At 67.4% G+C, this 13,734-nt stretch carries 12 protein-coding genes; 7 read left to right on the top strand and 5 right to left on the bottom strand.

The features are described from left to right. Positions 1-144: 1-deoxy-D-xylulose-5-phosphate synthase N-terminal domain-containing protein (locus HCU64_RS16855; RefSeq protein ID WP_233385291.1), on the bottom strand; the 144-nt coding region annotated here is incomplete at its 3' end. 646 nt (positions 145-790) lie between these two features. Here HCU64_RS16855 and HCU64_RS16850 point away from each other — a divergent pair. From HCU64_RS16850 to ettA, 3 genes are all read left to right on the top strand, one after another. Beyond that, a complete protein-coding gene (locus HCU64_RS16850; RefSeq protein WP_233385290.1) occupies positions 791-1,621 on the top strand; it encodes a DNA/RNA non-specific endonuclease in 831 nt (276 codons plus the stop codon). 13 nt (positions 1,622-1,634) lie between these two features. Beyond that, entirely contained in the window at positions 1,635-1,904 is a 270-nt protein-coding gene (locus HCU64_RS16845) for a hypothetical protein (RefSeq protein ID WP_233385271.1), read from the top strand. A 210-nt stretch (positions 1,905-2,114) separates the two neighbouring features. Next, a complete protein-coding gene (gene ettA, locus HCU64_RS16840) occupies positions 2,115-3,767 on the top strand; it encodes an energy-dependent translational throttle protein EttA (RefSeq protein WP_233385289.1) in 1,653 nt (550 codons plus the stop codon). A gap of 1 nt (position 3,768) precedes the next feature. On the opposite strand, the gene HCU64_RS16835 is transcribed toward ettA, so the two are convergent. From HCU64_RS16835 to HCU64_RS16825, 3 genes are read right to left on the bottom strand one after another with little or no spacing between them, the layout of a single operon-like run. Continuing rightward, on the bottom strand, positions 3,769-4,644 hold the full coding sequence (locus HCU64_RS16835; RefSeq protein WP_233385270.1) for a formyltransferase family protein: 876 nt from the start codon (positions 4,642-4,644) through the stop codon (positions 3,769-3,771). A 13-nt stretch (positions 4,645-4,657) separates the two neighbouring features. Beyond that, positions 4,658-5,428 (bottom strand): SDR family NAD(P)-dependent oxidoreductase, encoded by a 771-nt coding sequence (locus tag HCU64_RS16830; protein ID WP_233385269.1) that lies wholly within the window; start codon positions 5,426-5,428, stop codon positions 4,658-4,660. 38 nt (positions 5,429-5,466) lie between these two features. Further along, the gene (locus HCU64_RS16825; protein WP_233385268.1) at positions 5,467-6,786 is read right to left on the bottom strand and encodes a capsule biosynthesis protein; all 1,320 of its coding nucleotides are present in this window, start codon (positions 6,784-6,786) and stop codon (positions 5,467-5,469) included. Positions 6,787-7,136: 350 nt separating this feature from the next. Here HCU64_RS16825 and HCU64_RS16820 point away from each other — a divergent pair, with 350 nt between their 5' ends. From HCU64_RS16820 to HCU64_RS16805, 4 genes are all read left to right on the top strand, one after another. After that, positions 7,137-9,059 (top strand): capsular polysaccharide export protein, LipB/KpsS family, encoded by a 1,923-nt coding sequence (locus HCU64_RS16820; RefSeq protein ID WP_233385267.1) that lies wholly within the window; start codon positions 7,137-7,139, stop codon positions 9,057-9,059. Between the two features lie 18 nt (positions 9,060-9,077). After that, positions 9,078-10,568 carry an LTA synthase family protein gene (locus HCU64_RS16815; RefSeq protein ID WP_233385266.1) on the top strand — a complete coding sequence of 497 codons (1,491 nt, stop codon included), beginning with the start codon at positions 9,078-9,080 and terminating at the stop codon, positions 10,566-10,568. A 155-nt stretch (positions 10,569-10,723) separates the two neighbouring features. Then, entirely contained in the window at positions 10,724-11,893 is a 1,170-nt protein-coding gene (locus HCU64_RS16810; RefSeq protein WP_233385265.1) for a polysaccharide biosynthesis/export family protein, read from the top strand. After that, on the top strand, positions 11,890-12,573 hold the full coding sequence (locus HCU64_RS16805; RefSeq protein WP_233385264.1) for a phosphorylase family protein: 684 nt from the start codon (positions 11,890-11,892) through the stop codon (positions 12,571-12,573). The genes HCU64_RS16810 and HCU64_RS16805 overlap by 4 nt, the downstream gene beginning before the upstream one ends. On the opposite strand, the gene hpnH is transcribed toward HCU64_RS16805, so the two are convergent. Then, complete coding sequence (gene hpnH / locus HCU64_RS16800) at positions 12,523-13,689, bottom strand: adenosyl-hopene transferase HpnH (RefSeq protein ID WP_233385263.1); 1,167 nt, start codon at positions 13,687-13,689, stop codon at positions 12,523-12,525. The genes HCU64_RS16805 and hpnH overlap by 51 nt on opposite strands. Positions 13,690-13,734 lie beyond the last annotated feature (45 nt).

Genomic DNA, 13,734 nt, shown 5'->3' with positions numbered 1-13,734 from the left:
CAGATGCCCGCCCGTCACCGAGACGGCATCGATCATCTCCGCGCGCACCGCATCGGCAATCGCCCGAAGCTCGCTCTCAGGACGCTCACGCAAAGCGTCCGGCGTCGGGATGCCGTCGAGGATGGAAACGTCGACAAGAGCCAAAGCGGTCACCTGCTGTTCGTCGTATTCCCGCGCCACGGGCGTGGCCCTAGGCGGCGGATCGTGGAGATCGGCTCGTCGCGTGCCGGTCGGCTGCGCGCCTGACGGCCACGATCACCAGGCGAACAGCCTAGCTCGATCAGGCCCCGAGATGCCATGATCCGCCAATTGGCAGGACACAGCCATCAAGAGCTTTCGAACGATCCGGACCGCTTTACGGTTAAGGCAGTCCGGTCCGATCTCCGATAAGGCCCCGGGCATTACGGAATAGGGCGGCGATGATCAATATTGTGCATGCGCTTTTTCGAGATCAGGGGCACTCGGGCAACAGAAGGTCATGCCGAAGGACTCTCTGGATGCTTGCGACCGCTGCGGCGATTCCCGTGCTGTTCGCGCCCAATGCACAGGCGGCGGACGCCCGCTGGCGAGCCCGATGCAATCCACAGGTCGATTGCCCCGGTCGCCGCCCACCCGGCGCACCAGACCGTGACGCGCGGCCCTTCGAGGGCACGCTCGGCTGGCCGTGTGGCTATCGCTGGCGCTATTCGCCATCTGGGACTCATCGCGTGCGGGTCTGCTTCTGACGGAATTCGGCACAATGGTGCAAGGAGCCGGGCAGCGCTCTGCCGTCCTTCTTCTCGGCTGCGCCATGCTCGCAGACCCTGCTTGTGCGGCGGAAAACTGCCCTGGCCTCTTCGCCGGCGGCCGGGAGCCGGTGCTCGCCAATCCGCGGCTCGCACCGAACACCGTGCCGCTTTGCTTCGATGCCTTCGCGGTGCTGTTTTCGGGCGTCTCGCGGACACCGCTCTACGCCGCGGAGCGATTGACGCGGGCGAGCATCGGCGCGGCGCGCAGGGTCGATAGGGCCGATGCCTTCCACGAGGAGGATCGCCTTCCGGGCCGCGTCCGATCGGAGCTGAGCGACTACGTCCATAGCGGCTACGATCGCGGCCACATGGCTCCGGCGGGCGACATGCCGACGGCAGAGGCGCAGGCGCAATCCTTCAGCCTCGCCAACATCGTGCCGCAGGATCGCAGGTCCAACCGCGGAATCTGGGCATCGATCGAGGAGAGCGTGCGGCGCCTCGCCCTGCGGCGCGGAGAGATCTACGTCGTCACGGGGCCGATCTTCTCGGGGAGTTCCGCCGAAGCGGTCAATGCCCGCGTGCTCGTGCCGACTCAGATCTACAAGGCGATCTACGACCCCGCGCGCGGAGAAGCCGCAGCCTATCTCGCTGGAAACGACGGAGGCGGCGATTGGCGTGCGGTTTCGATCGAGACCCTGCAGCAGACCGCCGGACTGGATCCTTTCCCTGCGCTGCCAGCGGCGGCCCGCGCGAAGGCGATGAGCTTGCCCGAGCCGCACGAATTTTCGCGCAACCGCTCGGGCTCCGAGGAGAGCTTTCAGAGTTGGGCGAAGCGCGAGCTCTACCGCATCCTGTATCGTCTCTGGCGCGACCTGATGCGGTCGATCTTTTGACGAGGAGGCCCCCATGCCCCGTAAGCCCATGACGGGATTTCGCCCCTTCGCCGACGAGGTGAGCGTCCAGACCTTTGGCGATCTCTCGCTCGAGAATGGTACGACGCGAATCGCGCTGCATGGGTCCCTGGACCTGACGCGGGACCAGCCGGGGCTCGACCATGCGAGGGCCTTGAAGGCCACGCTCGACGCCATCGTGGCCGCGCTCGAAGCCGAGGATCTGCCGAAGAAGGTCGTCGAGGAGACGCGGGCGCCGACGATCGTGAAGAACCCTTTCGCCTGAACGGCCTCGCGCCCATATCGGCGCCATGTGCGGGGTGGCGACGCGGTCGGCATCCTTGCCGGTTCGAGGGCGCCCTGTTAGGCCGGCGCAAACATCCCAACGCTCAACGCGGATCACAAGATCATGGGTCGCGGCTCGACGACGAGCCAGCACCGGATCGCGATCCGTGACGGCCGCGCCCCGGCCCGCCCCATCAACGAGGACATCCGCATGGCCCGCGAATTCATCTACCACATGAAGGGTCTGACCAAGACCTATACCGGCGGCAAGAAGATCCTCGATAACATCAACCTGTCGTTCTACCCGGACGCCAAGATCGGTGTGCTGGGCATCAACGGTTCGGGTAAGTCGACGCTGCTCAAGATCATGGCCGGCATCGACACGGAATGGACCGGCGAGGGCTTCGTCGCGCAGGGCGCGCGCGTCGGCTACCTGCCGCAGGAGCCGCAACTCGACCCGGACAAGAGCGTCCGCGAGAACGTGATGGAGGGCGTGGCCGAGAAGCAGGCCCTGCTCGACCGCTACAACGAACTCGCCATGAACTATTCCGACGAGACGGCGGACGAGATGACCCGCCTCCAGGACGAGATCGAGGCGCAGAACCTCTGGGAGCTCGAATCCAAGGTCGACCAGGCCATGGAAGCCCTAGGCTGCCCGAGCGACGATCAGCCGGTCGCCACCCTGTCGGGCGGTGAGCGCCGCCGCATCGCGCTGTGCCGCCTGCTCCTCTGGGAGCCTGAGCTGCTGCTGCTCGACGAGCCGACCAACCACCTCGATGCCGAGACGGTGAACTGGCTGGAAGGCCACCTCAAGGTCTATCCGGGCGCGATCCTGATCGTGACCCACGATCGCTACTTCCTCGACAACGTCACGAGCTGGATCCTCGAGCTCGATCGGACCAAGGGCATCCCCTACGAGGGCAACTACTCGGCCTGGCTGGTGCAGAAGCAGAAGCGCCTGGCGCAGGAAGGCCGCGAGGATATGGCCCGCCAGCGCGCGATCGCCCGCGAGCAGGAGTGGATCGCCGCCTCGCCGAAGGCCCGTCAGTCGAAGTCGAAGGCCCGTATCACCCGCTACGACGAGCTGGTCGCCAAGCAGAACAACAAGGTCGACGCGAGCGCCCAGATCGTCATCCCGATCGACGAGCGGCTCGGCAATAATGTCATCGAGTTCCAGCACCTCAACAAGGCGTTCGGTGATCGCCTGCTGATCGAGGATCTCTCGTTCAAGCTGCCGCCGGGCGGCATCGTCGGCGTGATCGGCCCGAACGGCGCTGGCAAGACCACCCTGTTCAAGATGATCACCGGCCTGGAGAAGCCGGATGGCGGCGACATCTCCGTCGGCGAAACCGTAAAACTCGGCTACGTCGACCAGTCGCGCGACGCGCTCGATCCGAACGCCACGGTCTGGCAGGAGGTCTCGGGCGGCAACGACATCATCTATTTCAACAAGCGCGAGATCAATTCGCGCGCCTATTGCGCGGCCTTCGCCTTCAAGGGCGGCGACCAGCAGAAGAAGGTCGGCACGCTTTCGGGCGGTGAGCGCAACCGCGTCCACCTCGCCCGCACGCTGAAAGGCGGCGCCAATGTGCTGCTGCTCGACGAGCCGACCAACGACCTCGACATGGAGACCTTGCGCGCCCTTGAGGACGCGCTCGAGGATTACGCCGGCTGCGCCGTGATCATCAGCCACGATCGCTGGTTCCTGAACCGCATCGCGACCCACATCCTCGCCTTCGAGGGCGACAGCCACGTCGAGTGGTTCGAGGGCAACTTCTCGGACTACGAGGAGGACAAGAAGCGCCGCCTCGGCAGCGACTCGATCATCCCGAAGAAGCTGAAGTACAAGAAGTTTTCGCGCTAAATCAGCCGATGGGCGAGGCCTTGGCGGACACCGCCAGAGCTTCGCGGAAATCGCGGAAATCGGTGAGCTTGCGACCCTGCCTCCGCATCGTGCGGAGCATCGCCTTGTCCGGAAAGCCACAATAAGGCTCGACCGGCATGGCCGTGCCTACGGGTACCCTGCCCTCCTCGGCAATGCGCTCGAGCAGGCCGTCGAGCAGCACGCGGCCGTGCTCGTGCAGCTGGATTGCGGCACGCGTGGCGGTGACGTCGGACGGCAGCGCGAACGGCGCCTGCGCCAGGATCGCTCCGGCATCGATCGCCGGAACCAGGTGGTGCACGGTGACGCCGAAGTCGCCCTTCCCCTCGGCCAGGGCATGGATTGTCGGAACTGGGCCACGATGGCGGGGCAGAAGGCTCGGATGCACGTTGAGGCCGCCGAGCTGCGCCAGAGCCAGCGTCTCGCCCGAAAAGATCTGGTCGAAATGGAAGCTGACGATGAGGTCCGGCGCGTGTTCGCGCAGGGCTTCGGCAACGGACGATCCGTTCACGTCGTCGATGCTGGCCGTCGGAATGCCGAGGCGCCGGCAGAGCGCGGCCAAAGGCGTCGTCTCCACTGCGTCCCTGCTGCCGGCGAGCCTCTGCATCAGCGGCGCGAGCGGACGCAGCAGGTCGGGCAAGCCGAAATTGACCGCGAGATAGGGTAGGATCGCCGGCCCGGAGCGGGCGAGATGGCGCCGCACCTGTCCGACGAGGCCGCCGGTGGAGGGTCGCTCGGCGTTCGAGAGTCCGACGAAGACGATGTCCGCGGCATGGTCGGCGACGAAACGGCGCACGGCGCGGGCATTCGGCAGCGCCTCCAGTGTGAAAAGGGCGAGCCGTTGCCGCGTGTCGGCCATCACTCGCTGCCCCTCACCGCGTACCACCGATGCGGGCCTTGAACGGGGCCATGCCGAATCGCACGACCCATTCGGGCACGAGCCCGGCGCCGCGCGCCAGCGCCGTCAGGATCCATGGAAAGGCGATGACGTTGCGGTTGCGCTCCAGACCGCGGGCAATCAGGGCCGCTGCCTGGTCGGCACTGATTTCGAGCGGCCGCCAGCCCTTCTTGTAGGTCGCGCCCATGGCGGTGCGAACGTAGCCCGGCGTCACGACGTTCACGCGCACGCCGCGCGGCCCGAGCTTCTGCCGGAGCGCCAGCCCATGCGCGAGCAGGGCTGCCTTGCTGCCGCTATAGGACGGCGCATCGGGCAGCGGCGCGTAGGCGGCGAGTGACGACACGAGCGCGATTTGCCCGCTTCCCCGCGCGCCCATCAGGGTGACGCAGGGCAGAGCGACGTTGAGCGCTCCACCGAGATTGATGTCCATCGTCGCGAAGGCGACCTCCTCGGTCTCCACCGCGCCGTCCGGATGGCCACCGTTGACGCCGGCATTGACGATGACGAGGTCGAGCGGGTGGGCCGCATCGAGCGCTCGAAGGCGAGCGCCGGCCATTGCGCGATCACTGACGTCGAAGGCCTCCACCAGCACGTTCGCGCCCTTGGTGCGACAGGCCTCCGCGACCGCTTCGAGCCGCTCGATGCCGCGCGCGTTGAGGATCAACGTTGTGCCGGGGCGCGCGTAGAGCCGGGCAAGCGCGGCCCCGATGCCGCTCGACGCACCGGTGATGAGGATGACGGGCATGAGGGCCGAGGGTGTCGTGGAACCGTGACGGTGGCCGCTCAATAAGCCGGAGACAGGCTGCCACCCTCGGCTGCGGGCTCACGCGTCGAGCGTGCGACTGCCAGGGCTGTGGGCGGGAGCACGGCCTCGAGCCGCGGTACAGCGCCAGCCACCGCCCGCTCGATCGCCGGCGTCGAGAAGTAACCACCGTTGATCTGGGTCCTGTGCATCACGACGCGGCGGAAATCCGCCATCAGCGCCGAGTCGGGCGGTGTCGGCGCGTGCCAGAAGCTGTCGATGTCGCCCTGATGGGTCAGACCGGCCATATTGTAGATCGCGACGCCGGTGGCGAGCGTCGGGCGTCCGCGCTCCAGCGAGAGCATGCCTACGGTGGAGTTGACCAGCACGACGCCGCGGCTGCCGTCGATCAGCGCCTGCAGATCGCCGCCGTCGATGAAGTCGATGCGGTCGTTGATGCCGTGGCGTCTGGCCGACTGACGGGCGCGCTTACGCCAATCCATGATCCCGCTGTCGAGCGGATGCAGCTTGACCAGCAGCCGCGTCTGCGCGCCGGGATGTTGGCCGAGATATTTGGCGAAGGACGCGATTGCCCGGTCCATGAAGCCCTCGACCCCGAGGAAGGGCGAGTGCACCCGGATCTGGTAGTCGCTGTCGAGCTGGAGCGGCAGCAGGAAGTAATCTGCCCGGATGGCACTGTAGATGCGGTTCACGTCCGCCGCATGTCGGCGGGTGCGGCCCCGGCGCACGAACTTCTTGATCCAGCCGCCATACTCGGCCGCGATGTGGTTCGGCCGGTGGCTGCGGAAGCCGGGATAGAGATACGGGAAGGCGATGTTGGCAATGTTGTAGGCGATGTCCCAGACGCTGCGCCGGGCCATATCGCCAGTGAGGGGCATCGCGCGCCCCTGCTGCGGCAGGCGCCGCGCGATAGCGCGGATCTCGGCGGCGGTCTTGGGGAGCGTCGAGCTGCCGTTCACGCCGCCGTGCTCACAGGTGATCCAATTCGGGCGGATATAGCCTTCCTCGAAGACGTGGACGCGCACTCCCAGCGGCTTGCCCGTCTCAATCGCCGCGACGTGGTAGGGCCGGCAATCGCCGAACAGCACGAGGTCGGTGACGGCGTGTTCGCGGATGTAGGCTTCGAGATAGGCTGGCCAGCCATCGCTCGTACCGCGGTAATCGTCGCTCTCTCCGCGCCAGAACAGCCAGTCGCCGGAGGAGAAATTGATCCGCCGGACCTTGTGGCCCCGTTCGCGCAGGGCTCGGCCGAGTTCGGAAAAGAACGGAGACGCGATGCCCTGCAGGAACAGGAAGGTGGCGACCGGCGAACGCGCGATGTTCGGACGAGGCTGCGGCATACCGGAGAGTTTCGTCCTGAAACCGGTTCGATCCGAGCTGTTCATGGACAGCGCGACCGTGCCCGTCATCGGTTGCACGTTCGCTGAGGCCTGATCAATTCGGGTCGCTGTCCGCATCCCTGTTTCCTGAAGCGCGTTGCCCGTCGATCACAGGCCGCATCACGCCACTAAGCTCTCTCTGCCGAATGAGGCCGGTATGTGATCGCCGTGTGAAAAAGCCCGACCGCGGAGGGGAGAAAGACCTGGTTGCGGTGAAAACTCGGTTAAGGCCCAGCCTCCCGCCGGAGCCTGCGGTTCGACGGACGCCTCTCATGATGGTTTAAGGCGTCTTTCGCGTCTCCGGCTTTCCCATGTCCCCGCCGTTTCCATCGATCCTATTTCCGGCCGGCCGGGCGATTCGGAGCCTGCGCCCCGAGATCGAGGCGGCGACGGGCACCATCCTCACGCGCAGGCCGGCGGGTGCCTTCGTGGTGTGGCAGGGCTCGCGGGCGGAGGCGCTGCTCACTGACCTCGGCCGCCCCGTGCTGAGCGTCGCGCCTGGTCCGCTGCTAAGCCCCTATGATAGCCCTGCGATGGGCTATGCCAGCCTGCGTTTCGCCTTCGCTGGCCGGCCGCTCGGTGGCACCGAGCCTGCGCCAAGCATCGCGAACCTCCTGCGCCGGCATCGGCTCTATGGGCGGAACCGATTCCCGAACAATCCGTCCCTCCCGACGGAAATCGTTGCCCGCCGACCATCTCTAGTGCTCGTCGATGCGGGCCTTGCCGCCTCGCCGTCTCGCCTCAAGGCTTTCCTCGATCGGGTGCAGGTTTTCGCACCCGGCGAGGATGTGATCGCCGCAGGGCCAGAGGGCGTGCCGCTCGTCGGGTCCGGGACGCAGCGCGCGGCGGTGTTGAGCGGACCGGTCGATCCTTGGTTGTTGTTTGAGCATGTCTCGCGCGTCTACGTCGCCACCAGTGACGCGGCCTGCGAGCCCCGCCTTGCCGGTGTCGAGACAATCTTGCTCGGCCCCGACGGTCCGCGGACACTGCCCGACGAGACGGCACTCGTCGCCCTACGCTACGGCCCTGGCGTTCACACCTTCGATCCCTGGACGCGGCGGCCGATCGCGATGACGGACGCAGTTGAACGCGTTGCTTGGCTGCGTGAGCGCTTTGCTGGCAATGCCCGCCGTGTCGTCTATGTCGGCATCTCGCGCTGGAAACGCCCAGCGCTGGACGTTTTCGCCGACGGCCCCGCCGGGCCGGCGATCCACGCCATGGCGGCCGAAGACGCGGTCACGGCGGCGTCTCGTGAGGGCGCCGAAGTCCAGGCTTGGGCGACACGCATGCCGGCCCAGCTCTCCGCGCTCTGCGAAGCCGATGGCATTCCGCTTTCGCGGATCGAGGACGGCTTCCTGCGCTCGGTCGGGCTCGGAGCCAGTCTGCAGCCGGGCGCCTCGATCGTCGTCGACGATTCCGGGATCTATTACGACCCGCGCACCGAGAGCATGCTCGCTCGAATCCTGCGCGAGACGACCTTCGCACCGGAGCTCGTGGCGCGGGCACGACGCTTGCGCGAGTCGATCGTGGCGCGGCGGCTCAGCAAGTACAATGTCGGCCTCTCGCAGGCGGCAACCGACTGGCCCACCGGGCGGCGGATCGTGCTGGTGCCAGGCCAAGTCGAGGACGACGCCTCGGTACAATATGGGTCGCCGCTGGTACGCTCCAATCTTGGCCTGCTAAGCGCCGCCCGCGCCCGCAACCCGGACGCGTTCGTGCTCTACAAGCCTCATCCCGACGTCGAGGCGGGCTTCCGGCCCGGTGCGATCCCCGAGGCCGAAGCTCTCACGCTGGCCGACCGGCTCGTCGGCGGCCTCGCGATCGTCGACCTGCTCGATCGGGTCGATCACGTCGAGACCATGACCTCGCTGGCCGGTTTCGAGGCCTTGATCCGCGGGCTCAGCGTGGCGGTGCACGGGCGCCCGTTCTATGCCGGCTGGGGGCTGACCGAGGATCTCGCCCTGGGTGCGGACCGCGGCCGCCGCTTGGCGCTCGACGAACTCGTGGCAGGAGCCTTGATCCTGTACCCGCGCTACCTCGACCCGGTGGCGATGAAGCCCTGCGAGCCGGAGCAGCTTCTCGACCGGCTCTCGGCGGAGCGGGATGCCACGGGGCCGTCGCGGCTCGCCATCGGCGGCCTTCGTCATGCCGTGATGCGGGCGCGTTACGTCGTTCTCAACCCGATCGTACGACGGCTGCGCGCCCGTCGCGGTGTCGGCGGCACACCTCGTTAAGGCGTTGTTTCTGCTGCCATGTCCGTGATCCTGGCCTTTGCCGTCGCCCTTGTGGGCTCCTTCGCGATCGAGGCGGCCGCTGCGGCCCGGCGCGTCAGCCTGCGCCCGGGCGACGTGGCGATCCGGCTCGGGTCTTATGCGCTGATCACGGCGTTCTGGTTCGTATTCTCGTGGCGGCCTTGGCTCGCTGGCGCGTCGACGCTCACGACGATCATGATCACGATGATGATCGACGCGCTCAAGCGCAGGATCCTGGGGGAATCGCTGGTGTTCAGCGACGTTGCCCTGCTGCGCCAGGTGCCGCGCCATCCCGACCTCTACTACACGATGCCCCTCACCCATCCGCGCATCGCCGTGCCGCTGCTGCTGGCTTTCCTCGGCGTGGCCGCCTGGTACGCGATCGAACCGACGGCGCTGCCCGGGGGCTGGCCGGCGAGCCTGCTGGCGATCCTCGCCCTGCCATCGGCTCTCCTGGCCTTGTGGTTCTCGGCGCGGACCGGAATCGGGCGTGCCGCGCTCGCCGACCGGTTTCCGGCACCGGACCTCGAGGCGGACGTGGCGCGCTACGGCGTGCTCGCCACGATGTTCGCCTATCTCGCCCGCCGCGAGGCCGAGGCCGCGACGGAGGCTCCGCCGGAGCCTCTGCCTCTGCGTGCGGGGCGGGGCGACGAGGTCGTCGTCGTGGTTCAGCTCGAGTCGTTCCTCGACCCGGCCCGGCTCGGCGGCGAGCCCCTGCCGGCGATGGCGCGGATCGATCGTGAGGCGGCTCAGCATGGCCGTCTCGCCGTGCCGACGCACGGGGCCTACACCATGCGCTCCGAACACGCCCTGCTCACCGGGCGCGAGGGCGCAAGCCTCGGTTTCGGCGGGTTCGACCCCTACCTTTCCGGTGGCGGCCACGAGCCGACGAGCCTCGCCCGGCTGGCAAAGAAAGCCGGCTACGAGACGGTGTTCGTCCACCCCTACCATCGCGATTTCTTCGACCGGGAGAGCGTGATGCGCGCCCTCGGCTTCGACCGCCTCGTCATGTACGAGGACTTCTCGGGGGCCCCGCGCGTCGGCCCCTATATCGGCGACGCGGCGGTGGCCGGGCGCATCCTCGCCGAGGTGCGGGAGCGGACGGGACCGATCCTGATCTTCTGCGCCACCATGGAGAACCACGGACCCTGGAAGCCCGGCCGGATTCCCGGCATCGACGATCCGCTCGCGCAATACCTGCATCACGTCGGCAATGCTGGCCGGGCGGTCGAGACCCTCATCGACGGGCTGTCGACAGAGCCGGCCACGCTCTGCGTCTACGGCGATCACGCGCCGTCCCTGCCCTGCTACCGGCCCGGAGACGGCGACCCGCGCACGGATTACGCCCTATTCCAGTTCGGTCGCCCGGTCCCCGAGGGCGAACGCCGGCTCGATCTCAGGATCGCCGCGCTCGGCTGTCGCCTGCGGGACGCAGTCGCCCCCGAAGCGGTGTCGGCGGCCGGCCTAAGCGTGGCCGTGCCACGCTCGTGACGCATTGCTAGCGAACGGCTGAGCTTGGGTCGGCTGACGCCGCACCCTGGTCGATCCCAAGCACTCGTTAAACGGATCGCAGCGTTTCGACGGGTATTCGTGAAAAGACCCAAATCCGGAAGCGGCCTCGCCCGCATGCCGGCTGGAGAGAGTTCATGGTGCGTATCGCAGCTCCCGCTGCCCTTCTGGCCTGCCTGACCTCGGGCTGTTCGTACTTGCCTGCGTCGGGTCCGACGTCGAGCGCGATCGTGAACGGGGCGGACGTCGCGACGCCTGGTGGGGTGTATGCGCGCTACGAGCTGGTGGACGTCTCGCCGGCGGTGATCGAATCGCTGCGCTCGCGCCCGCTCGACAGCCTGCTCGCGACCTTCGGAGACCGCAGTCCCTCGGCCGAGCCGGTGATCGGCATCGGCGACTCGGTCTCAGTCCAGGTTTGGGAGGCGGGCTCGGGCGGCCTGTTCTCGGGGCCGCTGGTGGCCGACCGCTTCTCGGCCGGCTCGAAATCGGCGCTGATCCCCGAGCAGGTCGTGAGCCGCGACGGGGCGATCTCGGTGCCCTATGCCGGCCGTATCCAGGTGGCGGGCCGCCGCCCGCAGGACGTGCAGGTGCTCATCGAGAACGAGCTCGCCGGCAAGGCGATCCAGCCGCAGGTGCTGGTGACGGTCTCGAAGCCCATCTCGCAATCGGTGACGGTGACCGGCGAGGTCACCTCGGGCGCGCGTATCCCGCTCTCGGGCAAGGGCGACCGGCTGCTCGACGTGGTGGCCTCGGCCGGCGGTGTCAGGGGGCAGGTCAGCGAGACCTATGTGCGGCTCTCGCGCGGACCGACCACCGTGACGGTGCCGCTCACCGCCGTGGTCTCGAACCCGCGCGAAAACATCTTCATGCGCCCGAGCGACGTGCTCACCCTGGTGCGCGATCCGCAGACCTTCATGGCGCTGGGCGCGCTCGGCAACGCCACCGAGTTGCAATTCTCGGCCGAGGGCATCACCCTGGCTCAGGGCCTCGCCCGGGCCCGCGGCCTGTCGGACGTCCAGGCCGATGCGGAGGGCGTGTTCCTGTTCCGCTTCGAGCCGAACACGCTGGTGCGGCGCCTCAAGCCCGGCTCGCCGCTTCTGACCACCAAGCTCGTGCCGGTGGTCTACCGCTTCAACATGCGCGATCCGCAGAGCCTGTTCATGACCCAGGCCTTCCGCATGCGCAACCGCGACGTGCTCTACGTCTCCAACGCCCCCTTCACCGAAGTCCAGAAGGTGCTCAGCGTCTTCACGACCGTCGCATCGCCGATCTCCGCTGCGGCATCGACCTACGCCTACACTCGATGAGGCCAGCCGTCCTCGCCGTTGCAGGCCTCGCCCGCGAGGCCCGGATCGCTGCCGGCGAAGCCGTAGAGACGCTTCATGCCGGCGGCCGGCCGGCCGTGTTGCGAGATGGGCTCGCGGCGCTCGCCGATACGCCCTACCGCGCAGTGATCAGTTTCGGCATCGCTGGCGGCCTCGAACCGGAACTCACGCCCGGCGACGTCGTGATCGGGACGGCGGTGGTGTTCGAGGACGGCCGTCGGCTGCCCTGCGATCCAGGCATCGTCGAGGCCCATGCGATGCGCATCTCGGGGCTCGGACGGCGCGTCGTGGCGAGGGATGTGGCGGGCGTAGAGGCGGCCGTCATGACGAGAGAGGCAAAGACCGCGCTCGCAGCCCGAACCGGCGCGGCGGCGGTCGATATGGAATCCCACGTGGCGGCCGATTACGCGGCGCAGCGCGGCCTGCCCTTCGCGATCCTGCGGGTGGTCTGCGATCCGGCGGAGCGTGCCCTGCCGCCCTTCGCCGCCTCGGCACTCAAGCCGAACGGCGATCCCGATGTACCTGCAGTGCTCATGGCCCTGCTGCGCCGGGAGGCGCGCATCGGGGAATTGGTACGCCTCGCCCGGGATTCGGGCGAGGCGTTCAAGTCGTTAGGCCGCGCTCGCGCGCTTCTGGGTCTCGCGCTTGGTGTCGACGCCTGAAGCTTTGATCTCGGACAGCTTCTGGGCGACGTTGCGGGAGAAGACGTATTCGGCCGGACGCTGGTTCTCCAGGCTGATCTCCGGAGCCATCTCGCCCTCGGTCTTGACGCCGCGCAGGGCGTGGATGACCGGCTTCCAGGGCTTCTTGACCGAATCGACCACCGAGGATGCCTCGTAGCCCGAATGGACCATGCAGTCGGCGCACTTCTCGTAGTTGCCGGTGCCGTAGGCGTCCCAGTCGGTCTCTTCCATCAACTCCTTGAAGGTCGCAGCATAGCCCTCGCCGAGCAGGTAGCAGGGCTTCTGCCAACCGAAGACCGTGCGCGTCGGGTTGCCCCACGGCGTGCAGTGGTAGGATTGGTTGCCGGCCAGGAAGTCGAGGAACAGGCCCGACTGCTGGAAGGTCCACTTCTCGCGGCCCTTCTCCTTGCCGTGGCGGAACACGCCGCGGAACAGGTTCTTGGTGGCCTGACGGTTCAGGAAGTGCTGCTGGTCGGGCGCCCGCTCGTAGGCGTAGCCCGGCGAGACGGTAATGCCGTCGACGCCCATCTTCGTCACGCTGTCGAAGAAGTCGGCGATCTTGTCGGCCTGCGAGTTGTTGAAGAACGTGCAGTTGATCGTCGTGCGGAAGCCCATCTCCTTGGACTTCTTGATCGCCGCAACGGCCTTGTCATAGACGCCGCGCTGGCAGACCGACTGGTCGTGCATGTCCTTGTCGCCATCGAGATGGATCGACCAGGTGAAGTACGGCGAGGGCTTGTAGTCCTTGATCTTCTTCTCGAGCAGCAGCGCGTTCGTGCAGACGATGACGAACTTCTTCTGCGCGATGATGCCCTGAACGATCTGCGGCAGATCCTTATGCAACAGGGGCTCGCCGCCGGCGATCACGACGACGGGTGCACCGCACTCGCGCACGGATTCCAGCGCCTCGTCCACGGGCAGGCGCTTGTTCAGGATCTCGTCCGGGTAATCGATCTTGCCGCAGCCGGCGCAGGCGAGGTTACAGCGGAACAGCGGCTCCATCATCATGACGAGCGGGTAGCGCTTGCGTCCGGTGAGGTGCTGCTTGAGGATGTAGCCGCCGATCTTCGCGACATACCGAATGGGGATTCCCAAGACGCGGCTCCTTGTGCTCTGGCCCCATCAAACGAAGGGGCTGCT

Source organism: Methylobacterium sp. C25, from assembly GCF_021352225.1.
Classification (GTDB): Bacteria; Pseudomonadota; Alphaproteobacteria; order Rhizobiales; family Beijerinckiaceae; genus Methylobacterium.
This window is presented reverse-complemented; position numbering and strand designations above follow the sequence as displayed.